Below are 25,236 nucleotides of genomic sequence, written 5' to 3'. Positions count from 1 at the left end.
GTCAGCCCTTGAGTCCGGAGGTCGCCATGCCGTCGATGAGGTAGCGCTGGAAGGCGAGGAAGAAGGCGAGGACGGGCAGCAGCGCGACGAGCGACATGGCGATCATGCCGCCGTAGTCGGCCACGCCTTCCTGGTCGACGAACATCTTCAGGCCCAGGGAGACGGTGTACTTGTCGGGCTCGTTGAGGTAGATCAGCGGGCCCATGAAGTCGTTCCACGAGTTGATGAACGTGAAGATCGCGCTGGTGATGAGGGCGGGGCGGCACAGCGGGAGCACGATCGACCAGTAGATGCGCAGGTGTCCGCAGCCGTCGAGGCGGGCGGCCTCGTCGAGTTCCTTGGGCAGGTTGCGCATGAACTGGACCATGAGGAAGACGAAGAAGGCTTCCGTGGCGAGGTACTTGCCCAGCAGCAGCGGGGTGTACGTGTTGATCATGTCCATGTTGCGGAAGAGCACGTACTGCGGGATGAGCAGGACGTGGTACGGCAGCAGGAGGGTGCCGATCATCAGCGTGAAGAGCAGGTTGCGGCCGGCGAACTTGATCCGCGCGAACGCGTACGCCGTGAGCGAGCAGGAGATCAGGATGCCGACCACGGAACCGAGGGCGAGGAACAGCGAGTTGGTGAAGAACGTCGAGATGGAGATGTCGGCGATGCCGTCGCCGAGCCGCGAGTAGTTGGAGACGATCGGGTCGGTCGGGAAGAGGTCGAGGCTGCCGACGATGTCCTCGCTCTTCTTGAACGAGCCGCCGATGACCCAGATCACGGGGTAGAGGATCACGGCGAGGATCGCGAGGGAGCCGAGGTGCCAGGCGAGGGAGCCGGCCCGCTTCCTGCCGGTGCCCGAGGTCTTGTGGATCGTGGTGGTGGCGCTCACCGGGCGTCCTCCTCGTAGTGCACCCACTTCTTCTGCGACCAGAAGAGGACGGCGGTGACCAGCGCGACGGCGACGAGCAGCAGCCACGCCATGGCGGAGGCGAGGCCCATCCGGCTGTTCTCGAAGCCCTGGACGTACAGATAACAGGTGTAGACCATCGAACCGTCGGCCGGTCCGCAGGCGTTGCTTCCCGCGCCGCCGCCGACGATGTACGCCGAGCTGAAGATCTGGAAGGAGTGGATGGTCTCCAGCAGGACGTTGAAGAAGAGGACCGGGGAGATCATCGGCAGGGTGATGTTCCAGAACCTGCGCCAGGTCCCGGCGCCGTCCATCTCGGCGGCCTCGTACAGCTCGCGCGGTACCTGCTTGAGGCCGGCGAGGAAGATGACCATCGGGGCGCCGAACTGCCAGACGGTGAGGGCGACGAGGCTGTAGATGATCAGCTCGGGGTCACCGGTCCAGCCGCCCGCGTCAATGCCGAAGAACTGCTGGGTCTGGTCGACGACGGCGTCGTCCGAGAAGATCGCCTTCCAGACGATCGCGATGGAGACGCTGGCCCCGATCAGGGACGGGGCGTAGAACGCGGCCCGGTAGAAGGCCTGGCCGCGCCGCTTCTGGGCGAGCAGCAGGGCGACGCCGAGCGCGGCGAGCAGCTTGAGGGGCGTACCGACGACGACGTACCAGAGGGTGACCTGGACCGAGTGGCGCCAGCGGGGGTCGCCGAACATCTCGGAGAAGTTGTCGAGGCCGATCCACTTCGGCGGGTCGAAGAGGTTGTAGTCGGTGAACGCGAAGTAGAGCGAGGCGACCATCGGGCCCGCCGTGAGCAGCAGGAACCCGGCGATCCACGGCGACATGAAGAGGTAGCCGGCCAGGTTCTCCCGGCGCAGGCGGCGCTTGAGCGCGGGGGGTTTGGCCAACCGCTCCGGGCCGCGGGGCGGCCCGGAGTCCTCGGTCAGGCCCTCCAGCGCGGGGGCGTGTGTCACGGTGGTTCCCATCAGGCCGAGAGGGCCGTCTTCGACTCGGTGAAGAACTGCTTGACGGCGTCGTCCACCGACCGGGTCCCGAGCGCGAGCTCCTCGGCGATCCGCAGGAACGCGGACTCGCAGAGGTCGGCGCCGCTGGGGTGCGGAGTGATGGGCTCCAGGACGCCGGAGGAGACGAGGGACTCCTCGTAGGCGGCGATCGACTTGGCGACCTCGTCGGTCGGCTTGAACGCGTCGTACTGCGCCTGGGTGGCGGGCACGCCCCGGTCGTAGCCCATGATCTTGGCGACCTCGGGGTCGTGGACCATGAAGCTGATGAACTGGGCGACTTCCTTGGGGTGCTTGGTGCGCTTGGAGGCGCTCAGCATGAGGGAGCCGAGGTACTGGCCGGTCTTCTTGCCGTCGGTGGTGGGGATGGGGGCGAGGCGGTACTGGCTCTTGCCCTCGGAGGTGTAGCGGACGGTGAAGTTGTCCCAGGTGAACTCACCGGCGGCGAGTTCGGCGGCGACCGCGGACTTCGGCTTGACCTGCGCGACCTTCTTGGCGTCGGCGAACTCGCCCTGTTCCAGGCCCTGTTCGGCCTTGGTCCACCAGTCCTTCAGGTCCGACTCGGTGAATCCGAGGCCGTCGGCGGTGAAGAACGCCTTGCCGTTCTGCCGGAGGTACAGGTCGTAGAGGTACATGACGCCGTACATGCCGGAGTCGCCCGCGCGTCCGGTCTTCTGATGGATCTTCAGCATCGCGGCGTGGAACTCGTCCCAGGTCCAGCCCGGCTTGGGGGTGACGCCGGAGCGGGTGTAGACGGGCTGGTCGATGACGAGGGCCATCGAGTTGGAGCCGACCGGGACGCCGAGGAGCTTGCCGTCGACCTCGCCGAACTTGTCGAGTCCGGCGCGGAAGCCGTCCATGGAGAGATTGCCGGCCTTGACCTGTGAACTCAGGTCGAGCAGAACGTTCTTCGCGTCGTATTTCCGCAGGAATCCGATGGCGTTCTGGAAGACGTCCGGCGGATTTCCGCCCGAGGCCTGCGTATTGAACTTCTTCCAGAAGTCCGTGTACGGCTGGAAGTCCGTTTTCACCTTGATCTTCGGGTACTTCTTCTCGAAGAGCGCGATGGTCTGGTTGATTCTCTTGGCGCGGTCGTCGGCTCCCCACCACGCGTAACGGATCGTCACCGTCCCGTCGGAGGACGAACCGCTGTCCCCGCCGCATCCCGTAGTCGCCGCCAGCCCGAGTGTGGCTGCCGTAGCTCCGGCCGCCTTCAGGATCGTTCGCCTCTCAACATTCCTGCTGGTTCCCACAGTCGGGCCCTCCCCGCAGCGTCGTTGCCGCTTGCATGAATCGTTTCAAGAAAGCGCTTGCTGGCACAAGGTACGAGGGGGGTGAGAGAGCGTCAATGATTCGGACAGGATTTTCTTCCGAGACGGCTTGGGGACGGCCCCCCCGCACCAAGTCCCCTACCCGGCAGTCACCTTGACATACCCGCAGGTGAACGAGGCCGGTTCGAGCACCCGAACACCCGAGACCCCACCGGGCGCCAACGAGCATGGGCCGAAATTCGCCGGGACGGTTTGAACGGGGTCTTGAGACGGTCTGGTACGGGTACGGCGGACTGGCGCCGTTTGTCCCTAGCCCTGCCGCTGATCCTGCTGCTGATCTTGCCGCTGGTCCTCCCGCTGGTCCTGTCGCTGGTCCTGTCGCTGGTCGAACAGTGCCGCGAGCAGCCGGGCCCGCTCGTCGATCAGGCGCATCCGCAGGGCCCGTTCGACCGGTTCCGTATGGGCGTCGCCCGCGGAGACCTGACCGGGCCACTTGCGGTACAGCAGGCCCGGCTCACCGGTGAAGTGGCCCGGCGCGATCGTGCCCGCCGCGATCAGCAGTCCCGTGTCGTCCGAGCCGGGTACGGCCATCCAGCCGCCGAGGGCCACGGCCAGGGTGCGGCGGATGCACAGGGTGGCGGGGTGGACGGGGAGGCGGTGGCCGTGGGTGCGCCAGTAGGCGGCGACCGTGCCCCGGGGGACCGGGCCGGGGTCGGGGTCGTTGTCGTTGGCGGCCGTCGTGCCGTCGGGCAGGAGATCGAGGGCGCGTGAGGTGGTCCAGCCGGTTGCCGGGTCGCTCATGACCCCGATGTCCCTGGCCAGGGCGCCGGGGGTGAGGACGTCGTCCTGGTCGAGGTTCTTGACCAGGGAGCCCTCGGCGCGGGCGAGGCCGAGGTTGCGGGTGATGGCGACGCCGCCATGGCGGCCACGCGCCGTACGGATCCGGGGGTCCCGCGGGAGCAGCGCCTCGGCGACGCCCGTCCCGCCGTCCTCCTGGACGATCCACTCCCAGGACCAACCCGGCGGCAGGGTCTGCGCGGCGAGGGAGGCGTGGGCGGCCGTCAGGTACGCGGGGTGGGGGTCGTAGATCGGCGTGATGATCGATATCAGGCTGGCCATGCGTTCCCCCCTGGGCATGCACCAGGGGCCGTTCCGGCGTCCGGAACGGCCCCTGGATCGGGTGGGCGATACTGGGTTCGAACCAGTGACCTCTTCGGTGTGAACGAAGCGCTCTCCCACTGAGCTAATCGCCCGGGTGCGGGGTGAACATTACCGCATGTCAGGGGGTGGGTACGACCGGGGTCGGGGCCACCGAGGGGGGAGGCGGTCGGTGGCACGGGACGACCGACGGGGAGCGGTCAGCGTGCTGTTCTCACTGGTTCTTGATGTTCCAGGGCATCTCCAGGCCGTACTTCCAGAGGTAGACGCCGGCCAGCGCGCCGATGATCACCAGCGCGATCGACGTCAGGATGATGTTGCGGCGGCGCACCTTCGGGTCGAGCGCCTTCTGAGCGGCCTCGGTGACCTTCCGCTTCGTCCAGCGCAGGACCAGCTGGGCCCAGACGAACTCGGTGGCCCAGATCGCCATGCCGGCGAAGATCACGACCCAGCCGGGCCCGGGCAGCGGCAGCATGACGATGCCGAGCACCACGACCGCGAGGCCGACGACGAAGACGCCGACCTGCCAGCTCAGGTGCAGTGTCCTGCTCTTCTTGATGAACGCCGGCGCCTTGGACCCGAGGCCGTCGGGTTTCGCACTGTCCGTGACCACGGTCGCCTCGCCGGGCTCGTCACTCCCCGTATTCATACCTGAACCTTACCGGAGAGAATCCGATCACCGGAATGGTGGTACCGGGAGAAGAGGGTCTCGGCCGGAAGAGTTACGTAAAGACGCACAAAACACTCAGAGGGGTTTACAACGGCACCGTAGGTGGCATGTCGATTTCGCCGACGTGCGAATCCCCGAGCGCACACTGAGCGAAAGGCCCTGGCGCTTATGAACACCACGGTCAGCTGCGAGCTGCACCTGCGCCTCGTTGTGTCGAGCGAGTCCTCCCTGCCTGTTCCCGCAGGTCTGCGGTACGACACGGCCGATCCCTACGCCGTGCACGCCACCTTCCACACCGGAGCCGAGGAGACCGTCGAGTGGGTGTTCGCCCGCGACCTCCTCGCGGAGGGCCTCCACCGGCCCACCGGAACCGGTGACGTCCGCGTATGGCCGTCGCGCAGCCACGGTCAGGGGGTCGTCTGCATCGCCCTCAGCTCCCCCGAGGGCGAGGCCCTCCTGGAAGCACCGGCGCGGGCACTGGAATCCTTCCTGAAGCGCACCGACGCGGCCGTGCCACCGGGCACGGAGCATCGGCACTTCGACCTCGATCAGGAGCTGTCGCACATCCTGGCGGAGAGCTAGGCAGCGCGACACCTCCACCCCGCCCGACGCCGTCCACTCGGGGAGACGGCTCGGGCAGCCACGGACGCGGGCCGTAACGGGCCGCGACCGACGCCGCTCACCGGGTTCTCCGGTGGGCGGCGCCGGTGTTTGCGGCGGAGGCGTTTTCGCCGCGCGGGGGCCGGGCAGGGGGTTCCCGTCGGCGGATGCGGGGTGAGGCGATGTCCAGGTGGGCGGGGGTCGTGGGGCCGTGGTCCGCGGGCCGGGACGGCTACCATCGGCCAGCATCGGCGGGCGCGTGGCCCGTCCTCAGGGCAGGGAGCGAAATGTGCTGATCCCCCACGACACCCGGTGCGCGCTGGACGCGGTGGTGGGCCTGGTCAACACCACGCCGGAGGACGAGACGGCGGTGGACGGGCTGCCGGACGTCGCCTCGCTCGAAGAGTTCGTACGTTCCAACGAGATCAGCGGGGCCGAGGCGCTGACCCCGGTCGACCTGGAGTCGGTCCGCGCACTGCGCGATCGGTTCGCCGAGATCTTCGAGGCGCCGGACGCCCGTACCGCGGCGGAGCTGATCAACAAGCTGGTCGCCGGGGCGGGTACGACGCCGCAGCTCACCGATCACGACGGTTACAACTGGCACGTCCACTACTTCGCCCCCGGCGCCTCCCTCGCCGACCACCTCGCCGCCGACTGCGGCATGGCCCTCGCGTTCTTCGTCGTCGCCGGCGAACAGGAGCGCCTGCGCCGCTGCGAGGCCCCCGACTGCCGCCGGGCCTTCGTCGACCTCTCCCGCAACCGCTCCCGCCGCTACTGCGACAGCAGAACCTGCGGCAACCGCTTGCACGTGGCGGCCTACCGGGCACGGAGGAAGGAAGCCACGGGGTGAGAAGCGGGGCCGTGGGTGGGGTGGTCTGTAGGGGTGGGGTGGGCGCGCGCCCCGGCGGGTGGCGCCGGGGGCGCGGGACGGTCACAGCAGCAGCAGGTCGTGCAGGGCTGCCATGAGGAGGAGGGACCCGATCACCGCGAGGAAGATCATGAGCGGTGGCTGGGATAGGGCGAAGAGGCATCCGCGCGGCTCGTCCTGAGGGGGCGCGGCATCGCTCTGTGTGGTGTCCAGCATCTCGCGGGCGATGATGGCGCAGGTGGGACCCCTGTTGCGATCAATACGCGCGGATTGAGCGGGAGTTCGCCGAAACCGTCGAGGTCCGTTTCAGGGCGTGATCATTTCCGCGCGGCCGGGGGACCACTTGTGTCGTTTCAGCCGAGGTGCCTCAAATGCCGTGCTTCTTGAGAATCGCCTCGATGTCGCTGAAGTCCTCGCCGGAGGAGGCGGATTCCGTACGGCGGCCCGCCGCGGGCCGGGACTGCCGGGGCGCCGCCGCTCCGAGCGTCGGGGTCGAGGCACCCGGCGCGACGGCCTCACGGCTCGCCGTGCGCGCCGCCGCCCTGCGCTCCTTGCGGGTGCCGCCCCTGCGCCGCTCCACGGAACGGGTCAGCGCGAACAGCCCCCAGGCACCGCCGAGTACGGCGAATCCCGCCCAGGCGACAGGGCTGAACGCGGTGTCCGCCGCCCACTCGACGACACCGGTCATCACGAGGCCCAGCGGCACGAGCGCGTACGCCGCGATGCGGGCCGCCGCCAGGAAGCGCTTCCGGTACGCCGTCACCGCCGCGATGCCCAGGCCGGCCGCGGCCACAGCGGAACAGACGGTCTCGGCAATCATCCGGTCCTCCAGGCTCGGTGTGCACTGCTCGCACGGGCCGCGCACCCCGTCCTCCCGGTCCGCACGCCCCGTCCTCCCTCCATCGTGCACCTCCCCCACCCGTCGCGGCCACGCCCCGGCGAGGACATCAGGGACATCTCCGGGTCGCCCCCGACGAACACCCCGACGAGGCGCGGGCCACCCGCAGGTTGGGTTCCCCCACCCCGACCTGGAAGACTCCCCCCATGAACGATTCCTCCCCCTCCCCCGTCGTCCTCGACGTCTGGTGCGAGCTCCAGTGTCCCGACTGCCGGTCCGCGCTGGACGATCTGCGGCTGTTGCGGGAGCGGTACGGGGACCGGCTGGACGTGCGGCTGCGGCACTTTCCGCTGGAGAAGCACAAGCACTCCTTCGCAGCCGCGCAGGCCGCGGAGGAGGCGTTGGAGCAGGGGCAGGGGTGGGCGTACGTCGAGGCGGTGCTCGGGCGGGTCGAGGAGCTGGACCGGCGCGGGGAGGCTTTCCTCGTCGATACGGCGCGTGAACTCGGGCTGGACGCCGAGGAGTTCGACACGGCGCTCATCGACGGCCGGCACATCCTGATCGTGGACGCGGACCAGGCCGAGGGCAAGGCGATCGGCGTCACCGGTACCCCGACGTACGTCATCGACGGCGAGCGGCTCGACGGCGGCAAGAGCCAGGAGGGGCTCCGGGAGCGCATCGAGGAGATCGCCGACCGGCTGCTGGCGGCGCCCGGCGCGTAAGGCGGCCCCGAGGTCAGAGCACCTTGTACATGCCGTGTCCCACCACCTCGTACCCCAGCGATTCGTACAGCCGCTCCGCCGGAGTGTTGCCGGCGAACACGTTGAGGCCGATCAGGGCCTTGCCCGCCGTGATCGCCCTCGATTCCGCGAGGTGCATCAGGGTGCGGCCGTGTCCCCGCCCCCGGAACTCCTCGGCGACCTCCACGTCGTAGATGTAGGACTTGTCGCCCTCGGTGGCGAGCCAGAGGATGCCGAGGCGGCCGTCGGGGTGTTCGAGGACGTCGATGGTGGAGCCGGGTGGAACGGGACGGGTCGCGGGAGGGGCGGGGATCTCGCGGGCGAGGCGTGTGTCCGCCTCCTCGCGGGTGATGCCGCGTTCCACGCACGCCTCCGCGAAGGCGCGGAAGCTGTTCTCCATGAAGGGGCCGTGCTCGGTCTCGGTGATGGGGCGGACGGTGAGGCCGGGCGGGAGGGCCGGGGCGGTCGCGCCGAGGGGTTTCTCCATGCCGCGGTTGCGCAGGACGTAGCCGAGGGCGGTGGCGAGGCGGATGCCGGGGACGGTCGCCGGGTCGGTGCCGCGCTCGACGGGGACGTACACCTCGATGGACCGGCAGCCCCACCCGCGCGCCACCTCCTCCGCGGCGAGCGCGGCGACCGTCGCGCGGCCCCGGTGGCGGTCGGCCTCGTCGATGTGGAGTTCCTCGATGCGGGCGATCGTGGGGCCGAAGCCGGGGTGCGTGCCGAGGTGGAGCGTGCCGACGGGGCGGCTGTTCACGCACACCTGGTAGCGGCGTGAGAGCCGTCCGGCGGGGCCGGGTTCGCGCTGGAGCGGCTCGGTGGGGCGCAGAGTCGTGGTCATGCCGAATTTCTACCCGTCGCAGGTCCTCTGAGCAGTTCAATTACGGGGCCGCTCACGGGTCGAGATCGTCCGCCGCCCGTTCCGTGAACACCCGCATCGCCTTCGCCGTCACCGGCCCCGGCGTCCCGGGCAGCTCGCGCGCGTCCACGCGGTGGACCGCCTGGACGTCCCGGAGGGTGGACGTCAGGAAGATCTCGTCGGCGCGTTCGAGGACGTCGAGGGGGAGGTCGGTCTCGTGGGCGCCGGTCCACTCGACGACCAGTTCGCGGGTGATCCCGGCGAGGCAGCCGGAGGCGAGCGGCGGGGTGTGGAGCTCGCCGTCGAGGACGACGAAGACGTTGGAGCCGGTGCCTTCGCAGAGCGCGCCGACCGTGTTGGCGAAGAGCGCCTCGGTGGCGCCCTGGTCGTGCGCGCGGGAGAGGGCGACGACGTTCTCGGCGTACGAGGTGGTCTTGAGGCCGGTGAGGGCGCCGCGTTCGTTGCGGGTCCAGGGGACCGTGACCGCGGCGGTCGTGTCGGCGCGGCGGGCCGTCTCGCCGAGGGCGACGACGAGGGTCGTGCCGTGGGCGCCGCGGTCGGAGCCGAGGGGGCCCTGGCCGCCGGTGTAGGTGATGCGCAGGCGGCCGAGCGGCATGGGGTTGGCGGCGAGGACGGCCGCGCAGGCCGTACGGATCTCGTCGTGGTCGGGGTCGGGCAGGCCCAGGCCCCGGGCGGAGCGGGTGAGGCGGTCGAGGTGGCGGGTGAGCGCGAAGGGGCGCCCCTCGGTCGCCTTCAGGGTCTCGAAGATGCCGTCGCCCACGGTCAGTCCGTGGTCGAGGACGGAGACGCGCGCGTCGTCGATGTCCTTCAGTCCGCCGTCGAGCCAGAGTTTCACCGGTGCCACCTCGCGGGTTTCGTCAGCCGTCGTACTCCCCCGACGCTACCGCGAGCAGCCGGGACGCCTTCAGTTCGGTCTCCCGCCACTCGCCCTCCGGGTCGGAGCCCCAGGTGATCCCGGCGCCCGTGCCGAACTTCAGCAGGCCCCCGTCGATCCAGAACGTCCGGATGCCGACGGCGAGTTCACCTCTCCCCCGGTCGGCGTCGACCCAGCCGACGCCGCCGCAGTAGGGGCCGCGCGGCGCGGTCTCCAGGGCGTCGATGATGCTGAGGGCGCTGGACTTGGGGGCGCCGGTGACGGAGCCGGGCGGGAACGCGGCGGCGAGGAGCTCGGGCCAGCCGGCGCCGGGGCGCAGTTCGCCGGCGACGGTGGAGACGAGGTGGACGAGGCCGGGGTGCTTCTCCACCGCGCACAGGTCGGGGACGGTGACGCTGCCCGTCGCACAGACCTGGCCGATGTCGTTGCGGACGAGGTCCACGATCATGACGTTCTCGGCGTAGTCCTTCTCCAGGAGGTCGGCCTCGGTGCGGCCGGTGCCCTTGATGGGGCCGGAGAGGATCGCGCGGCCGGCGCGGCGCAGGAAGAGCTCCGGGGAGGCGGTGGCGATCTGCACGCCGTGCCCGGGGAGGCGGATCGTGCCCGCGTACGGCGCCGGGTTGCCGAGGGCGAGGAGGGCGGTGAGGGCGTCGACGTCGGCGTCCTCGGGGACCGGCGCGGACAGCACCCGGCAGAGGTTGGCCTGGTAGACGCGGCCCGCGGCTATGTGCTCGCGGATACGCCGGACGCCCGCCGTGTACGCGGACCGGTCCAGGGACGACGTCCAGTCCCCCGCCGCCGGTCCGTGCCAGGCGCCCGGCACCGGCGCGGGGACCGGTTCGCGGCGTACGTCGGCGAAGCGGGCGCAGGTCAGGCGGCCCTCGAAGTCGGCGGCGACAGCCCAGAAACCGCTGGACTCCAGGGCGGCGGGGTCGCTCGTGACGTCCAGGAGGTCGGTGGCGACGCGGGTGCCGAAGCGGGCGAGGGGAGGGAGGTGGGGCACGCGTCGAGTCTAGGTGGGGTGTCCGTGAGGGGGCCTGAGCTGGGCGGTTCGGTGACGTGTGGCAGCACGCTGCGCAAACGCGTTTTTGTGCTGGCCCGGGAATCCGCTAGAGTTCAACACGTCGCCGGGACGCGCAAGCGGGCCGGGAAAGACAAGCGGACGTAGCTCAGTTGGTAGAGCGCAACCTTGCCAAGGTTGAGGTCGCGAGTTCGAGCCTCGTCGTCCGCTCGAAGGAAAGCAAGGGGATCTTCCCGAACCCCTGCACTCCTGGTGGAGTGGCCGAGAGGCGAGGCAACGGCCTGCAAAGCCGTCTACACGGGTTCAAATCCCGTCTCCACCTCCAAGGACGATTAGCTCAGCGGGAGAGCGCTTCCCTGACACGGAAGAGGTCACTGGTTCAATCCCAGTATCGTCCACTGGAGCCGCAAGGCTTCCCCGCGCGATTAGCTCAGCGGGAGAGCGCTTCCCTGACACGGAAGAGGTCACTGGTTCAATCCCAGTATCGCGCACTGGCCATGGCCTTCGGGTCGTGGTTTCTCCCGGACGATTAGCTCAGCGGGAGAGCGCTTCCCTGACACGGAAGAGGTCACTGGTTCAATCCCAGTATCGTCCACATCCGCCGAAGCCCCCGGTTGCCACCGGGGGCTTCGTGGCGTTCCGGCTAGCTGGAGAACAGCATGTGGCCGAAGCTCTTGTGGCGGTGGTGCCCGCCGTGGTGACCCCCGTGGTGGCCGCCGTGGTGCTGCGGGGCGCCCCAGGCCGGGCCCGGCGGGGGGACCGGCGGCGCCGGCGGGTATGCCTGCGGGCCGGGCTGGCCCCACTGGCCCTCCAGGCGGGTCAGGGCCTCCAGTTCGCCGTAGTCGAGGAAGATCCCCCGGCAGTTGCTGCACTGTTCGATCTGGACGCCGTTGCGGTTGTAGGTGTGCATCGCCGCGTGGCACTTCGGACACTGCATCATCGGCCTCGACTCCTCACTGTTCGTTCCTGTTTCGCGTTACCCCAGGACAGACTCCGTCCGGGGCCGGACGGTTGCACCCTACGGCGGGTCGATCGTCACCTGACCAGGCGGTACGGCGCCCATCCGCGCGCACGCGTCCACCAGCGCCTCCTCCACCTCGTCCAACTGCCGTCGCTGCTGGGCCGACTTGGCGATCGCGCGGGCGGCGGTCTGGACGGTCAGCGCACGCGCGGCGACGTCGAGGGCGGGCCAGGGATCGTCGTACCCGTCGAGGGCGGGGCCGTCCGCGTCGCGGTAGGCCGTGAGGAAGCGGTTCCACTCCTCGGGCGGGAGGAGGCCGCAGGCGTACCAGGCGGCGGGGCGGGCGAGGTCCCAGGTCTGGACGCCGGTGCCGAGGTCGTCGACGTCGATGAGGCGCCAGTCTCCGGCCGGGGTGCGGACGAGCTGGCCGAGGTGGAGGTCGCCGTGGCAGAGGCCCGCCGCCGGCATGGGGGCCTCGGCGCGGGCCCAGGCGGGGAGGCGGCGCCAGGCGCGGCGTACGGGGGTGGTCGCCGGGTGGGTGACGGCGGCGAGGCGGGCGAGGGCCTGCGCGGCCTTCGCCGGGCCGCGCATCGGGGGGAGGCCCGGGGGCGGGGCGGCGCGGTGGAGGCGGGCCAGGAGGGCACCGGCGGCTTCCCAGGGGGCCTCTTCGGGGGCCTCGGGGTCCACCGGGGTGCCGTAGGGCCAGAACGTGACCAGGCGGTCGTGCAGGAGGGCCGGGGCGGGGGTCAGCGGCGGGAGGAAGACGTCGGGGAGGCGGGCCGCCGTGCGCAGGCGCGGGAGGAGGGTCTCGGGGGGTGTGCCGGGGGCGTGGGCCTTGGCGACGGTGCCGGCGTGCCGGACGACCGTGGCGTCGGGGCGGTCCGCGAGGGTGGCGGTGGGGCAGGCGCAGGGTGGGGGCTCGGAGTGGGCCCGGGCACGGAGGCGGAACGTGAGGTCGGTGAGCAGGGTCACGGGGGTCCTTCTGTCGCGTACGGACATCGCGTACGGACGTCGCGCAGGGACAAAAGTAATGCCGGCGCAGCTCCCCAGCTGCGCCGGCATTGTTGCCGTCCGCCGCACCCCCGTCCCCACGGGGTTTCATGGGTGGGATGTCCCCGCCCGGACCGCTCTTCCGGGCCTGGGGTCGCCGCTCAGCGCCCCAGCATCACGCCCACGGACGACGCCTGTGTGGCCACTGTCTCCCAGCCGCCGAAGACGACGAAGAGCAGGACCGCGAGAGGGAGGACCATCAGGGTCGCCGTCAGAGGGTGACGACGGCCGGGCTCGGGCTGGTCGCGGTAGGTGTTCCGCGGGGCCGTGTAGGCCATGGCTCCTCCTTCCCGACTTCAGGTTGTCGTTGGCAGCGGCGGGTGTCTGACCTCGGGGGACGAGTGCTGCACCCGCCGCTTGACCTCTAACTTAGGCGGGTGGCGCCGCGCGGGCGTCATGCCTTCGTACCGATCGGTGGGCCTCCCGGAGGATGAGCCTCGACCTGCGGCGTACTCCCCTGGGTGGAGACGGGATCCTACGACTCAGGGTCTTCCCGGAAGGGGTGTCCGGTCCGGGCCGGTTTTTCCGATTCCGCTTCCCGGGGGACCGGCTGCTCGACGAGGGCCAGGACCCGGTTCGCCATGAAGCGGGCCGTACGGATCACCGTCCCGGAGCGCGTGACTTCGCTCACTTCCACCACCCCCCTGCGGACCGCCGTCTCCACCCTGCGGCCCGCCCTGCTGGCCACCACCTCGTAGGTCCGCGTCGTGTCCCCCGCGTCCACGACTATCTCCACTCGGTCACCCTTCACAGTGCCAATCCCCCTTCTGTGACGGCTGGTTGAGATCAGGTCACGGCCGAAAACCGTTGCGGCGCCGCCTTCCTGACCACCTCTCAAGTCTCCCACCCGGCACTGACAATCGATCGGGCCGAGAGGGCGCGGCTCCTGCACACCGGCGGGCGGGGAAACGTAAGCTGTGGCACGTCACACGGACCGGCAGCGGGGATGAACATGGCGATGATGCGCCTGAGGCGCGAGGACCCGCGCGTCGTCGGCTCGTTCAGGCTTCACAGACGGCTCGGCGCGGGCGGGATGGGCGTCGTCTATCTGGGCTCCGACAAGAAGGGGCAGCGCGTCGCGCTCAAGGTCATCCGGCCCGATCTGGCGGAGGACCAGGAGTTCCTCTCGCGGTTCGCTCGCGAGGTGTCCGCCGTGCGCAGGATCCGGGGCGGGTGCACGGCCCGGCTCGTCGCCGCCGATCTCGAGGCCGAGCGGCCCTGGTTCGCCACGCAGTACGTTCCCGGGCCTTCCCTGCACGACAAAGTCGGCGACGAAGGGCCCATAGGGGCCGCCGAGCTCGCTTCCATCGGGGCCGCGCTGTCCGAGGGGCTCGTCGCCGTCCACGAAGCCGGGGTCGTCCACCGGGATCTGAAGCCGTCCAACATTCTGCTGTCGCCCAAGGGGCCCCGGATCATCGACTTCGGGATCGCCTGGGCCACGGGCGCGTCCACGCTCACGCATGTCGGGACCGCCGTGGGGTCGCCGGGGTTCCTCGCGCCCGAGCAGGTTCGGGGGGCCGCTGTCACGCCGGCCACGGACGTGTTCTCGCTGGGGGCGACTCTGGCGTACGCGTCCACCGCCGACTCGCCCTTCGGGCACGGGAGTTCGGAGGTGATGCTCTATCGGGTCGTGCATGAGGAGCCTCAGCTCCAGGGAGTGCCCGATGCGCTGGCTCCGCTGGTTCGGGCCTGTCTCGCCAAGGATCCCGAGGAACGGCCCAGCACGCTGGAGTTGTCTCTGCGGCTGAAGGAGATCGCCGCTCGGGAGGCTCAGGGGGCGGTCATCGAGGGGCGGGTCGCCGGGCCTCGGTCCGCTGAGGGGGAGCGGGGGGTGGGGCGGGTTGCCGATACCGCCAGCTATACCGAGCGGAGTGTTCGGTCCTCGGGGGTCACTCCGCCGCCTCGGCCGTCCCGGGGGGCGCCGTCGTCGTCCCGGCCGTCCGGGAGCGCTCGGCCTACTCCGTCTTCGGGGCGGGGGCCTCGGCCCAGCGGTAGTCGACCTGCGCCGCGTGGGGGTACCGGGGCTGGTCGGCCGCCGGGGACTCGGCCTCGGCCCACCGGGACTGGGCGGCGGCCCGCCAATCCTCGGTTGCTGCGGCAGCGGTTGTTCGTGTTTGTCGTGGTGACGTTGTTGGTGGCGTTGGGGATTGGGTTGGTTCAGGCTTGTCAGGGGCCTGCGCGGGGGTTGGGTGGCGAGGGCGGGAGTGTTGTGTGGCAGGAGCAGGGGCGGGGGCCGTCGTCGGGGGACTGACGGGTTGCGGGCGGGTGCGGGTTTGTTGTGGCTGGTCGCGCCCACGCGGCGGTAGCCGCGTATCAGATACAGCCCCGCGCCCCTTGAGGGCGTTGGTCATCGCGGCGTTTTGGGAAACCGGCCCTGCGCTGCTCCCCAGAGGGCGTCAGTTTTCCGGGCGGCCGGTCGCCACCGCGTAGAACGCCACCGCCGCCGCTGCTCCTACGTTCAGGGAGTCCACGCCGTGTGACATCGGGATGCGTACCCATTCGTCCGCTGCCATCAGGGCCTGGGTCGAGAGGCCGTCGCCCTCCGCTCCCAGCATCAGGGCCACTCTGTCCATCTTGTGGGGGGCCGCCTCGTCCAGCGAGCGGGCTTTTTCGTCCGGAGTCAGGGCCAGGAGGTCGAAGCCTGCTTCCCGTACCGAGTCCAGGCCCTTGGGCCAGGTGTCGAGGCGGGCGTAGGGGACGGAGAAGACCGCGCCCATCGAGACCTTCACGCTGCGGCGGTAGAGGGGGTCGGCGCAGTCCAGGGAGAGGAGGACCGCGTCCATTCCGAGGGCCGCCGCCGAGCGGAAGATCGCGCCGATGTTGGTGTGGTCGTTCACCGATTCCATGATCACTACCCGGCGGGCCTCGCGGAGGAGTTCCTCCGCCGTCGGCAGGGGCTTGCGTTGCATGGACGCCAGGGCGCCTCGGTGGACGTGGTAGCCCGTCACCCGTTCCGCCAGCTCCGGGGTGACCGCGTAGACGGGGGCCGGGAGTTCGTCGATGACGTCTCTCATGACGTCGATCCACTTGGCGGACAGGAGCATCGAGCGCATCTCGTAGCCCGCCTCCTTCGCGCGGCGGATGACCTTCTCGCCCTCGGCGATGAAGAGGCCCTCGGCCGGTTCGCGTCTGCGGCGGAGTTCTACGTCGGTCAGGCCCGTGTAGTCGCGCAGACGGGGGTCGTCGGGGTCGTCGACGGTGATGAGATCGGCCACAGAAGTGATACTGCCTTGTCCTGGGTGCGGTGCCAACGGCTCGGGACGGGTTGTGTTACCCGGGGTTACGCCACGGTGTCGGGGCCCACGGTGACGACCTCGCCGATGACGATCACCGCCGGGGACTTCACGTCCTGCGTGACGACCGTCTCGCCGACCGTCGCGAGCGTCGCGTCGACCCTGCGCTGAGCGGCCGTCGTCCCCTCCTGGACCAGGGCCACCGGGGTGTCGGGGGACTTGCCGTGGGCGATCAGGGTCTCGGCGATCCGGTCGATCTTCGTGACGCCCATGAGGACGACCAGCGTGCCGGTCAGCTTCGCGAGGGACGGCCAGTCGACCTTCGAGCGTTCGTCGTCGGGGGCGACGTGGCCGCTGACCACCGTGAACTCCTGGGCCACGCCCCGGTGGGTGACCGGGATGCCGGCCGCGCCCGGGACCGAGATCGAGCTGGAGATGCCGGGGACGACCGTGCAGGGGATGCCGGCCGCGGCGAGGGCCTGGACCTCCTCCATGCCCCGGCCGTACACGTACGGGTCGCCGCCCTTCAGACGTACGACCGACTTGCCCGCCCTCGCGTGTTCGATCAGGGCGTTGTTGATGGCCTCCTGGGCCATGTAGCGGCCGTACGGGAGTTTCGCCGCGTCGATCACCTCCACGTGCGGGGGGAGTTCCGCGAGGAGGTCCCTGGGGCCGAGGTGGTCGGTGATCACCACGTCCGCCTCCGCGAGGAGGCGGCGGCCCCGGACCGTGATCAGGTCCGGGTCGCCCGGGCCGCCGCCGACCAGGGACACGCCGGGGGTGCGGGTGCGGTGGTGGGGGGCCACCAGGGTGCCGTCGCGCAGGCCCGCGAGGACCGCGTCCCTGATCCTCGCCGTGTGGCGGGGGTCCCGGTTCTTCGCGTCCGTCGTCAGGACCGCGATCGTCACGCCCTCGCTGGTGCCTGTTGCCGGGGTCCAGGCCGTTGCCCTGTCCGCGTCGTCCGAGCGTACGCACCAGACTCGGTGCGCTTCCGCTTCCGCCGAGGCTGCGGTGTTGGCGTCCTCGTCGTCCGTCGCGATCAGGGCGTACCAGGCCGTGGCCAGGTCGCCGGGCTCGTACGCCCGCTGCTCCCAGGTCAGTTCTCCCGCCGTTGCCATCGCCTCTACCGACGGGGTTGCGTGCGGGGAGATCAGGACGATGTCCGCGCCTGCCGCGAGCAGGGCCGGGAGGCGGCGTTGGGCTACCTGGCCGCCGCCGAGGACGACCACTCGGCGGCCGGTTAGGCGGAGGCCCACGGGGTAGGCGGGGTGTTCGGCCATGGTTCGGCTCCTGGGTGGGTGGGCTCTGACGTGCGGATTTTACGGGGTGAGGGGGTGGAGTGGGGTGGGGGTTCGGGGGGTGGACTTCGGGGAGGGCGCGGCTTTGGGGGTGGGGTCAGGGGGTGGGGGGTGGTGGTGAGGGGGTGGGTGCGGGTTCGGTGGGGGCTGGGGTGGGGGCGTTGTCGCTTGCCCGCGCTGGCGGGGTGCCGCTGCGCCCACCCGTGCCGCCCCTAGCGGCACGACTGCCCGCAGCTACGGCAGGGGGGTGGAGTGGGTGCGGGTGGGTGGGGTGGGGGTGTGGCGCGGCTGGCCGCAGCTGGGTGGGGCGGGGTGGAGCGGGTGCGGGCGGGTGGGGGTGCGGGGCGGCTGGCCGTAGCTGGGGGGCAAGTGGAGTGGGTGCGGGGGCGTGGGAGGGGTGATGAGAAGGGAGCCTGCGTTGTTGGCAGGCTCCCTTCTTGCTGGGTGATCTATTTTTCCGTTACGCCTGCTGAGTCGAAGGTTGCTACCTCGTGCATGGCCCTTGCTGTGCTCTGGACCAGGGGGAGGGCCAGGAGGGCTCCTGTGCCTTCGCCCAGGCGTAGGTCCAGGTCCACGAGGGGGCGGAGGCCCAGTTTGTTCAGGGCTGCTACGTGGCCCGGTTCGGCGCTTCGGTGGCCTGCGATGCAGGCTGCGAGGACCTCGGGGGCGATGGCCCGGGCTACCAGGGCTGCCGCTCCCGCGCTGACGCCGTCCAGGATCACCGGGGTCCGGAGGGAGGCGCCGCCGAGGAGGAGGCCCACCATGGCCGCGTGTTCGAAGCCGCCCAGGGCCGCGAGGACCGCGATCGGGTCCGCGGGGTCGGGTTGGTGGAAGTCGAGGGCTCGGCGGACCACCTCTGTCTTGCGGGCGAGGGTCTCGTCGTTGATGCCGGTGCCCCGGCCTGTCACCTCGGCGGGGTCGGCGCCGGTGAAGACGGCGATCAGGGCTGCGGAGGCCGTCGTGTTGGCGATGCCCATCTCGCCGGTCAGGAGGGCCTTGTTGCCCGCCGCCACCAGGTCGCGGGCCGTCTCGATGCCCACCTCGATGGCCTGTTTGGCCTCCTCGCGGGTCATCGCGGGGCCCGTCGTCATGTCGGACGTGCCGGCGCGGATCTTGCGGGGCAGCAGGCCCGGGGTCGCCGGGAGGTCCGTCGCCACGCCCACGTCGATCACGCAGACCTCGGCGCCGACCTGGTTCGCGAACGCGTTGCAGACCGCGCCGCCGCCAAGGAAGTTGGCGACCATCTGGGCCGTCACCTCCTGGGGCCAGGGGGTGACGCCCTGCGCGTGGACGCCGTGGTCGCCCGCGAAGATGGCGACCGCTGCGGGCTCCGGGATGGGCGGCGGACACTGGCGGGACAGGCCGGAGAGCTGGGCGGAGATGATCTCCAGCATGCCGAGGGCGCCCGCCGGCTTCGTCATCCGCTTCTGCCGCTCCCACGCCTCGCCGAGCGCCTTCGCGTCCAGCGGGCGGATGCTCGCGACGGTCTCCGCGAGGAGGTCGTGCGGGTCCTCGCCGGGCAGCGCGCGGCGGCCGTACGTCTCCTCGTGGACGACCCAGGACAGGGGGCGGCGCTTGGCCCAGCCCGCCTGCATCAGCTCGGGCTCGGGCGGGAACTCGTCGACGTAGCCGACGCACAGGTAGGCGACGACCTCCAGGTGCTCCGGCAGGCCCAGGGCCCGGACCATCTCGCGCTCGTCGAAGAAGCTGACCCAGCCGACGCCGAGGCCCTCCGCGCGGGCCGCCAGCCACAGGTTCTCGACCGCCAGCGCGGAGGAGTACGGGGCCATCTGCGGCTGCGTGTGCCGGCCGAGGGTGTGCCGGCCGCCCCGCGTGGGGTCGGCGGTGACCACGATGTTCACGGGGGTTTCGAGGATCGCCTCGATCTTCAGTTCCTTGAACTGCTTCGCGCGGCCCTTGGGGAGGGACTGGGCGTACGCGTCCCGCTGGCGCATCGCCAGGTCGTGCATCGTCTGGCGGGTCTCCTGGGACCTGATGACGACGAAGTCCCACGGCTGGGAGTGGCCGACGGACGGCGCGGTGTGCGCGGCCTCCAGGACCCTGAGCAGCACCTCGTGCGGGATGGGGTCGCCGCGGAAGCCGTTGCGGATGTCCCGGCGTTCCCTCATCACCTTCAGTACGGCTTCGCGTTCCGCGTCGTCGTACGCGGGGGCCGCCGGGCCCGTGTGCTCCTCCGTCGTCGCCAGGTCGTCCGCGCTCTGGGCCGCGCCGGGGTCGTCCGTGTCCCGCTGGGGCGGGAGGGGGACGTGGCCCCCGGCCGCGGTGAACTCGCCGACAGGGGTGTCGGGGATCTGGTGCGGAGGGGTGAGGCCGGGGGTTTCGTCCGGGGTGGGCTGGGCTTCAGCGTGCACGTGTACGGGTTCTTGGGTCGGGGGTACGGGGGGTTCCGCGAGGGTGAGGGGGGTGTTGTTGGGCTGGGCAACCGTTTCCGCAGGGGTGGACGGGGAGCCGTGGTCGGGGTGGGGGTCGTCCATCGGGGAGACGGAGGTGGGGGCCGGGGGGGTTGTGTCGGTTGGCTCCTGGGGGGTGGGCTGGGCCGGGGCGAGTGCCTCGGGCTGGGCCGTCTGGGGGTGGGGGGAGGCGTCGGGGTGGTGGGGTGTTTCCGTCTGGGGTGGTGCTTCCACCGGGGGTGGCGTGCTGTTCTTCGCCCTCGCTCTGGCACGGGCGCGGGCTCGTGGGCCGGGCTGGGGTGCGGTTCGCTCGGGGGCGGGGGGTGCGGCTTGGCCCGAGGGGTCGGGGTGGGCGGCGAGTTGTTCGGGGGTAGGCGTGCCGGGGTCTGCCGATGGGGCGGGGGTTTCCGGCGTGGCCGAGTGGGGCTCGGGCTGCTTCGAGGCGAGGGCCTCCAGCTGGTCCGACGGGTCGGGCTGCGCGGGGACGCCGGGGTGGGTGGGGGCGGTGGGCTGCTCGGCGGTTCGCTCGGGAGCGGGGGGTGCGGGCTGCTCCGGTGTGTCGGGCTGGGCCGAAGCAGCGGGGGCGCCTGACGGCTCGGGCTGAGCGGACGCCTCGGGCTGACCGGGGGTGTTGGGCTGCGCTGTGGACTGGTCGGGAGTGGACACCTCGGCGTGTTCCGGTGTTTCGGGCTGGGACGCAGTACCGGGCTGGTTCGCGGTGCTGGGCTGAGCGGCGGCATCGGGCTGGGCCGCAGCGCTGGGCTGAGTGGCAGTACCGGGCTGGGCTGTTACGTCGGGCTGGGCTGCTGCCCCGAGGTGAGCCGATGCCTCGGGCTGGGCTGCCGCCTCGGGCTCGGGTGCTCCTTCGGACTGGGCCGCGGTTTCGAGCTGGGCCGCGATTTCAGGCTGAGCCGCGATTTCGGGCTGAGCCAATGCTTCAGGCTGGCCCGCAGTGTTGGGGTGGGCTGCTGCGTCGGGCTGACCGGGAGTGCTGGGCTGCGCCGTGACCTGGTCGGTGGCGAGGGTTCCCGCCGCTTGCTCCTGCGCCTCGGGCCGGCCTGAAGTTTCCGGCTGAGTGGACGCCTCGGGCTGAGCGGAGGCAGCGGGCTGCGCCGCATCCTGTTCCGGCTGTTCCGAGGTCTCCGGCTGGGCCGACGTCTCCGACTCGGCCTGCTGGACCACGACTTGCTGTGGCGTGGAAGCCTCGGCCTGTTCCGAGGTTTCGGGCTGGCCCGCAGTACCGGGCTGAGCGGCGTCGGGCTGAGCCGATGCCTCGGGTTGGCCCGAGGTGGCGGACTCCGCCGCGACCTGGTCCGCGCCCTCGGACTGAGCAGACACCTCGGGTCCGCCCGGCTGAACCGCACCCCCGGACTGATCCAAAGTCTCCGGCTGAGTGGACTCCTGGGCCCCACCGTGCTGAACCACGCCCTCGGACTGACCCTGAGCACCCGCATGAGCAGACACCTCGGCCCCGCCCTGCTGCCCCGCTCCTTCGGAAGCGGCACCCTCGGGGTGAGCCGACACCTCGGAGTGGTTCGGCGCCCCCTGCTGAACCTCGCCCTGCTCGGAAGTGGAACCCCCGGGCTGAGCCGACGTCTCGGAGTCGCTCGGCGCCCCCTCCTGGACCGCGCCCTGCTCGGAAGTGGAACCCCCAGGCTGAGCCGACGTCTCGAAGTCGTTCGGCGCCCCCTGCTGAGCCACGCTCTGCTCGGAACCTGAGACCTCGGCCTGACCCAACGTCTCAGGGTTAACCGGCGTCCCCTGCTGGGCCTCAGCCTGCTCGGAGTCAGAGACTCCGGCCTGCACCGCCGCCACGGGCTGCACCGACCCCCCAGCCTGCGCGGCAACTTGCCCGGCATCAGAGACACCGACCTCTACCGAGGACTCAGAGTGCCCCGGCGCGCCGGACTGAACCACGCCCTCTCCGGCGACAGAATCCCCGGCCTGCGCCGCAGCTCCCTCGGCGTCAGAAACACCGCCCTCGGCCACCGACTCCGCGTGCCCCGGCACGCCGGGCTGAACCACGCCCTGCCCGGCACCGGAATCCCCGGCCTGCCCAGAAGCACCGCCCTCCCCCAACACCCCGGCCTGCGCCGCAACTCCCCCAGAAGCAGAAACCCCGCCCTGCTCCAGCGCCCCTGAATGCACCAAATCCCCCGCCCCCAGCGCCGCTTCAGCCTCACCCGACTGAGCAGCAACGCCCTCAGGCCCAGAGACCCCAGCCTCACCCGGCAACTCAGACTGCCCCGAACCCACAGCACCCACCGACGCCTCGGCCTGCGCCGACACCCCGGCGTTGCTCATCCCCTCAGCCTCACCCAAAACCCCAGCCTGCTCGGCACCTTCAAGCTGCTCCGCACCCTCAGCCTGACCGGCTCCCTCGGGCTGGCCTGCACCCTCAACCTGGCCCGCCTCACCGGACTGCTCCGCAGCCCCGAGCCGGTGCGCACCCTCAGGCTGACCGACAGCGTCGGCCTGGCCCGAACCATCAGCCTGGCCGGCGACTCCAGCCTCAACCTCAGCCGCGCCCCCGCCCTGGCCCGCGCCCTGAGACTCGCCCGCGCCCTCAGTCACAACCCCGGCCCGCTCAGAACCTTCAGCCGCGATCCCGGCCTGGTCCGCACCCTCAGACTGAGCCGCGCCCTCAACCGCGTCCCCGGCCTGGTGCGCACCCCCAGCCACAACCCCGCCCTGGTCCGCAAACCCACTCCCGCCCGCGCCCCCGGCCTGAGTCAGCGCCTCACCCTGAGCCGCCCCCTCGCCCTGCCCCTCGGACTGAACCAGCCCCTGAGCCACCCCCTCCACCAGAGATTCCGCCCGCACCAGCCCCTGAGCCGAACCCTCCCGAGCCCCCGGCTCGGCCAACCCCTGAGCCGAACCCCCCTGAGTCCCCGGCTCAGCCAGCAACTGCGCCGAGCTCTCCACCACCTGCGCCTCACCCCCGCCCCGAGACACCGAAGCCGTCAACGCCCCGCCCTCGGCGTCCGACGCGACAACCGCCACGCCCTCCACGTCCGACGCGACCGCCATGCCCCCCTGCACCGCCTCCGACACCCCCGCCGACACCTGAAGCTGAGGCGCCGCCCCCCACGGCACCGCCCCCTGCGGAGCAGCCTCGTGACCCGGCTGGGCGTCCAGGTACTCGGACCCGCCCGCCCCGGACGCCGCCTGCCGCAACGACGCGTCGGCCGGCCCCCGATCCGCGAGCGACCGCACCGGACTCGCCGACGCGTCCGGAATCGGCGGCCCGAGATGCAACGGCCGCCGAGGCGTGATCGGCGGAATCGGCGTCGTGGGAGCGGTCCGCCGCGGACGGCTCATCGCCGGCCTCCGCACAGCACCGAGATCCACGGACCCGGTGTCCCGCCCCCCGACCTCATGCGGCCCGGGCTCATGAACACCACTCACCTGTTCCCCACCAACAAGAACACCAGCCGCACCGTCCCCCTGCTCCCCCGCACTCACCGGCTCGCCACCCCCGTACACACCGACACCCGCTTCCCCGCTTCCCTGACCCCCGGTCACCTGTCCCCCCTCGCCGGCGCCGTACCCCGCGCCGTAGTACATCCCGTTTTCAGGAGCCCCCGCGTCCTGAACCCCGGGTACGGCCTGCTGGGCGTAGCCCGCGTGGACCGTTTCCACCACCGGCTCCGGTACGGGGGGTGCCACCTCGTTGCCCCAGGCGCTCTGGGCGCCCGGCAGGAGGAGTTGGTCTTCGTCCTCGGCGGGGGTCTCGGAGAGGTAGGCGTACGCGGGGGGCGTGGGGACGCCCGGCTGCTCCACCGTGCCTGCGTTCTCCGGCAGCCCCTCGCCCGGGATCTGGCCGGTGTCGGTCATGCGTACCCCTCGCCCATCGGTTAGTGCTCCTTCGGCCGGCTCACCGGAACGGCGCACCGTCCGCCCCGCTGTGAAGAACGAGCCTCGGCGCCCAGCGGCACGAACGACCCTCCCGAAAAAGCGACAAAGCCATTCAGTGGCATTGTCCCGGTCATGGTCGTGGCGCGACAGGTCGCCCCGCGACGCCCCGCTGTGGACTGCGCCACGTTGCGCGGCCCTCCGGTTCGTGTCGTACCGCACGTGCCCAAAGCGGACACGCTTTCCGGACATTGGCTGATGAACTGCCGGACGCCGGAAAGCGGTACGACGATCGGCCAGCCTACCGCGCGCAGTACGACAACAGGATCACAGCCCGCGATCCGGGAGAACCCCGCTGAGCAGGAACGCGACGCTGCGGCGGCGCTCCGTCCAGGCCCGGGTGTCGAGTTGGACGGACTGGAGGAGGGCGCACTCGACGTGGTAGCCGTGCTCGGTCAGGTCACGGCCGAGGCGTTCGGCGGCGTCGCGGGTGAGGGCGTGGGTGACGATGCGTTCGGGGCGGCGGTCGGCGACGGCGGAGACGACCGCGGGGCCGCCCCCGCCGACGCGGACGACGTCGGGTTCGGGGAGGTTCTCCAGGACGTGCGGGGCCTGGCCCCGGACGATCTGGAGCTGGACGCCGAGGTGCCGGGCCGTCGCGTCGGTGCGGGCGCAGGCGTCGATGTCCTGGTCGACGGCGAGGACGGCGGCGCCTGTGCGGGCGGCCTCTGTGGCGAAGGCGCCGGTGCCGCAGCCGATGTCCCAGACGAGGTCGCCCACGCGCGGTCCCAGGCGGGCGAGTTGGGCGGTGCGCAGCATCTGGGACTCGCCCTCGCCGCGGCCGTCGGCGTACGCGTGTCCGCGTGGCCCGGTGGCCGGGTCGCGGCCGGCGATCCACTCGCCCTGGCCGCCCGCCGCAGCCGGGCCGCCGATCGCGATGACGACGTTGGGGTCGCGCCAGCTGCGGTCGGCGGCCTTGTCGGACGACAGGACGCTCACGCGCTCGCGTTCGGTGCCGAGTTCCTCGCAGACGACGAACGTGCGGTGCACGCCCTCCAGGAGCAGGCCGAGTTCGGCGGGTCCGGCGCCGGGCGAGGTGAGGACGGCGACCTTGGTGTGGGCGCGGCAGACGTTCACCGCGCGGCGCAGGGTGCGGCGGTGGGCGACGACCACCTGTGCGTCGTCCCAGGGCATGCCCGCGCGGGCGAAGGCGGCGGCGACCGAGGAGACGGCGGGGACGACCTCGACCTCCAGGCCGAACTCCGGTGCGCGCAGGGTCCGTACGACGCCGAAGAAGCCGGGGTCGCCGTCGGCGAGGACGACGGCCGTGCCCCGGTGGTGGCCGGCGATGCGGCGGGCGGCGAGGGCGACGCTGCCGAGGCGGATGCGTTCGGCGCCGGGCGGTACCTCGGGGAGGTCCAGATGGTGTGCGGCCCCCGCGACGAGCGTGGCGGCGGCGAGAGCGGAACGCGCCGCCGCGTTCAGGGGCGAGCCGTCCCAGCCGATCACCGTGACGCGGTCGGCCATCGTCGTCAGTCTCCCGGGGATTCACGCAGGCAGCGGGCTCCGTGAGGGTACCTGGTCCCGTCGTGCCGGG

At 71.4% G+C, this 25,236-nt stretch carries 23 protein-coding genes, 6 tRNA genes and 1 pseudogene; 11 read left to right on the top strand and 19 right to left on the bottom strand.

All coding sequences use genetic code 11. The features are described 5' to 3' along the window. Window position 1: 1 nt before the first annotated feature. From PV682_RS09355 to PV682_RS09330, 6 genes are all read right to left on the bottom strand, one after another. Window positions 2-877 (bottom strand): carbohydrate ABC transporter permease, encoded by an 876-nt coding sequence (locus PV682_RS09355; RefSeq protein WP_319726018.1) that lies wholly within the window; start codon window positions 875-877, stop codon window positions 2-4. Then, window positions 874-1,875, bottom strand: a complete 1,002-nt coding sequence (locus tag PV682_RS09350; RefSeq protein ID WP_319726016.1) for a carbohydrate ABC transporter permease — start codon at window positions 1,873-1,875, stop codon at window positions 874-876. Before PV682_RS09350 ends, PV682_RS09355 begins: the two co-directional genes overlap by 4 nt. Then, window positions 1,875-3,164 carry an ABC transporter substrate-binding protein gene (locus PV682_RS09345; protein ID WP_319726015.1) on the bottom strand — a complete coding sequence of 430 codons (1,290 nt, stop codon included), beginning with the start codon at window positions 3,162-3,164 and terminating at the stop codon, window positions 1,875-1,877. Before PV682_RS09345 ends, PV682_RS09350 begins: the two co-directional genes overlap by 1 nt. A 327-nt stretch (window positions 3,165-3,491) precedes the next feature. Next, window positions 3,492-4,301: a glycosyltransferase family 2 protein gene (locus PV682_RS09340; protein ID WP_319726013.1), complete on the bottom strand. Its 810-nt coding sequence runs from the start codon at window positions 4,299-4,301 to the stop codon at window positions 3,492-3,494. 62 nt (window positions 4,302-4,363) lie between these two features. Then, window positions 4,364-4,435: transfer RNA gene (locus PV682_RS09335), tRNA-Val, on the bottom strand. A 119-nt stretch (window positions 4,436-4,554) separates the two neighbouring features. Continuing rightward, window positions 4,555-4,989, bottom strand: a complete 435-nt coding sequence (locus PV682_RS09330) for a TIGR02611 family protein (RefSeq protein WP_319726012.1) — start codon at window positions 4,987-4,989, stop codon at window positions 4,555-4,557. 189 nt (window positions 4,990-5,178) lie between these two features. Here PV682_RS09330 and PV682_RS09325 point away from each other — a divergent pair, with 189 nt between their 5' ends. Then, window positions 5,179-5,592 (top strand): SsgA family sporulation/cell division regulator, encoded by a 414-nt coding sequence (locus tag PV682_RS09325; RefSeq protein ID WP_004002642.1) that lies wholly within the window; start codon window positions 5,179-5,181, stop codon window positions 5,590-5,592. 307 nt (window positions 5,593-5,899) lie between these two features. Then, the gene (locus PV682_RS09320) at window positions 5,900-6,460 is read left to right on the top strand and encodes a CGNR zinc finger domain-containing protein (RefSeq protein ID WP_319726011.1); all 561 of its coding nucleotides are present in this window, start codon (window positions 5,900-5,902) and stop codon (window positions 6,458-6,460) included. 81 nt (window positions 6,461-6,541) lie between these two features. Here PV682_RS09320 and PV682_RS09315 read toward each other — a convergent pair whose 3' ends face one another. Together PV682_RS09315 and PV682_RS09310 are read right to left on the bottom strand one after the other, a co-directional pair. Further along, window positions 6,542-6,694, bottom strand: coding sequence for a hypothetical protein (locus PV682_RS09315; protein WP_187750717.1), 153 nt, complete (start codon window positions 6,692-6,694; stop codon window positions 6,542-6,544). A 151-nt stretch (window positions 6,695-6,845) separates the two neighbouring features. Continuing rightward, complete coding sequence (locus PV682_RS09310; protein WP_319726005.1) at window positions 6,846-7,298, bottom strand: hypothetical protein; 453 nt, start codon at window positions 7,296-7,298, stop codon at window positions 6,846-6,848. Window positions 7,299-7,522: 224 nt separating this feature from the next. On the opposite strand from PV682_RS09310, the gene PV682_RS09305 reads away from it, so the two are divergent. Further along, on the top strand, window positions 7,523-8,038 hold the full coding sequence (locus PV682_RS09305; RefSeq protein ID WP_319726002.1) for a DsbA family protein: 516 nt from the start codon (window positions 7,523-7,525) through the stop codon (window positions 8,036-8,038). Between the two features lie 13 nt (window positions 8,039-8,051). Here PV682_RS09305 and PV682_RS09300 read toward each other — a convergent pair whose 3' ends face one another. The 3 genes from PV682_RS09300 to PV682_RS09290 are packed head-to-tail and all read right to left on the bottom strand — an operon-like array spanning window position 8,052 to window position 10,813. Continuing rightward, a complete protein-coding gene (locus PV682_RS09300) occupies window positions 8,052-8,897 on the bottom strand; it encodes a GNAT family N-acetyltransferase (RefSeq protein ID WP_319726001.1) in 846 nt (281 codons plus the stop codon). 52 nt (window positions 8,898-8,949) lie between these two features. Continuing rightward, on the bottom strand, window positions 8,950-9,771 hold the full coding sequence (locus PV682_RS09295; protein WP_319725999.1) for an aminotransferase class IV: 822 nt from the start codon (window positions 9,769-9,771) through the stop codon (window positions 8,950-8,952). 22 nt (window positions 9,772-9,793) lie between these two features. After that, entirely contained in the window at window positions 9,794-10,813 is a 1,020-nt protein-coding gene (locus tag PV682_RS09290) for a chorismate-binding protein (RefSeq protein ID WP_319725996.1), read from the bottom strand. 155 nt (window positions 10,814-10,968) lie between these two features. On the opposite strand from PV682_RS09290, the gene PV682_RS09285 reads away from it, so the two are divergent. From PV682_RS09285 to PV682_RS09265, 5 genes are all read left to right on the top strand, one after another. Beyond that, a tRNA-Gly gene (locus PV682_RS09285) sits at window positions 10,969-11,041 on the top strand. Between the two features lie 41 nt (window positions 11,042-11,082). Beyond that, a tRNA-Cys gene (locus tag PV682_RS09280) sits at window positions 11,083-11,156 on the top strand. Window position 11,157: 1 nt separating this feature from the next. Next, window positions 11,158-11,229: transfer RNA gene (locus PV682_RS09275), tRNA-Val, on the top strand. Between the two features lie 21 nt (window positions 11,230-11,250). Then, window positions 11,251-11,322 (top strand) — tRNA-Val (locus PV682_RS09270). A 32-nt stretch (window positions 11,323-11,354) separates the two neighbouring features. Continuing rightward, a tRNA-Val gene (locus PV682_RS09265) sits at window positions 11,355-11,426 on the top strand. A 48-nt stretch (window positions 11,427-11,474) separates the two neighbouring features. Here the strand turns inward: PV682_RS09265 and PV682_RS09260 are convergent. The 4 genes from PV682_RS09260 to PV682_RS09245 all read right to left on the bottom strand — a co-directional run bounded on the left by PV682_RS09260 (window position 11,475) and on the right by PV682_RS09245 (window position 13,593). Continuing rightward, on the bottom strand, window positions 11,475-11,768 hold the full coding sequence (locus tag PV682_RS09260; RefSeq protein WP_109364107.1) for a TFIIB-type zinc ribbon-containing protein: 294 nt from the start codon (window positions 11,766-11,768) through the stop codon (window positions 11,475-11,477). Window positions 11,769-11,849: 81 nt separating this feature from the next. Beyond that, window positions 11,850-12,791 carry an aminoglycoside phosphotransferase/kinase family protein gene (locus PV682_RS09255; RefSeq protein ID WP_319725994.1) on the bottom strand — a complete coding sequence of 314 codons (942 nt, stop codon included), beginning with the start codon at window positions 12,789-12,791 and terminating at the stop codon, window positions 11,850-11,852. A 152-nt stretch (window positions 12,792-12,943) separates the two neighbouring features. Then, entirely contained in the window at window positions 12,944-13,120 is a 177-nt protein-coding gene (locus PV682_RS09250) for a hypothetical protein (RefSeq protein WP_010351326.1), read from the bottom strand. Between the two features lie 197 nt (window positions 13,121-13,317). Next, window positions 13,318-13,593: a hypothetical protein gene (locus PV682_RS09245; protein ID WP_319725989.1), complete on the bottom strand. Its 276-nt coding sequence runs from the start codon at window positions 13,591-13,593 to the stop codon at window positions 13,318-13,320. Window positions 13,594-13,788: 195 nt separating this feature from the next. Between PV682_RS09245 and PV682_RS09240 the strand changes: the two genes are divergently transcribed. Continuing rightward, window positions 13,789-15,093: a serine/threonine-protein kinase gene (locus tag PV682_RS09240; protein WP_319725987.1), complete on the top strand. Its 1,305-nt coding sequence runs from the start codon at window positions 13,789-13,791 to the stop codon at window positions 15,091-15,093. A gap of 145 nt (window positions 15,094-15,238) precedes the next feature. Here PV682_RS09240 and PV682_RS09235 read toward each other — a convergent pair whose 3' ends face one another. The 3 genes and pseudogenes from PV682_RS09235 to cobT all read right to left on the bottom strand — a co-directional run. Continuing rightward, a complete protein-coding gene (locus PV682_RS09235) occupies window positions 15,239-16,057 on the bottom strand; it encodes a TrmH family RNA methyltransferase (RefSeq protein WP_319725985.1) in 819 nt (272 codons plus the stop codon). Window positions 16,058-16,122: 65 nt separating this feature from the next. After that, window positions 16,123-17,355: a uroporphyrinogen-III C-methyltransferase gene (gene cobA, locus PV682_RS09230; RefSeq protein WP_319725983.1), complete on the bottom strand. Its 1,233-nt coding sequence runs from the start codon at window positions 17,353-17,355 to the stop codon at window positions 16,123-16,125. Window positions 17,356-17,822: 467 nt separating this feature from the next. Beyond that, window positions 17,823-19,562, bottom strand: a pseudogene (gene cobT / locus PV682_RS44290) (nicotinate-nucleotide--dimethylbenzimidazole phosphoribosyltransferase); the annotation flags it as partial. Window positions 19,563-21,674: 2,112 nt separating this feature from the next. Between cobT and PV682_RS44285 the strand changes: the two are divergent. Then, window positions 21,675-21,926, top strand: a complete 252-nt coding sequence (locus PV682_RS44285; protein ID WP_407705630.1) for a hypothetical protein — start codon at window positions 21,675-21,677, stop codon at window positions 21,924-21,926. Further along, a complete protein-coding gene (locus tag PV682_RS09220; protein ID WP_407705629.1) occupies window positions 21,927-23,645 on the top strand; it encodes a hypothetical protein in 1,719 nt (572 codons plus the stop codon). It abuts the gene before it with no gap. A 321-nt stretch (window positions 23,646-23,966) separates the two neighbouring features. Here the strand turns inward: PV682_RS09220 and cbiE are convergent, their stop codons facing one another. Further along, window positions 23,967-25,166 (bottom strand): precorrin-6y C5,15-methyltransferase (decarboxylating) subunit CbiE, encoded by a 1,200-nt coding sequence (gene cbiE, locus PV682_RS09215; RefSeq protein ID WP_319725979.1) that lies wholly within the window; start codon window positions 25,164-25,166, stop codon window positions 23,967-23,969. Between the last annotated feature and the right edge of the window lie 70 nt (window positions 25,167-25,236).

Source organism: Streptomyces niveiscabiei (assembly GCF_033794345.1).
Lineage (GTDB): Bacteria > Actinomycetota > Actinomycetes > Streptomycetales > Streptomycetaceae > Streptomyces > Streptomyces niveiscabiei.
Note: the sequence above shows the minus strand (reverse complement) of the source record. Positions and strands in the feature narration are given on the sequence as shown.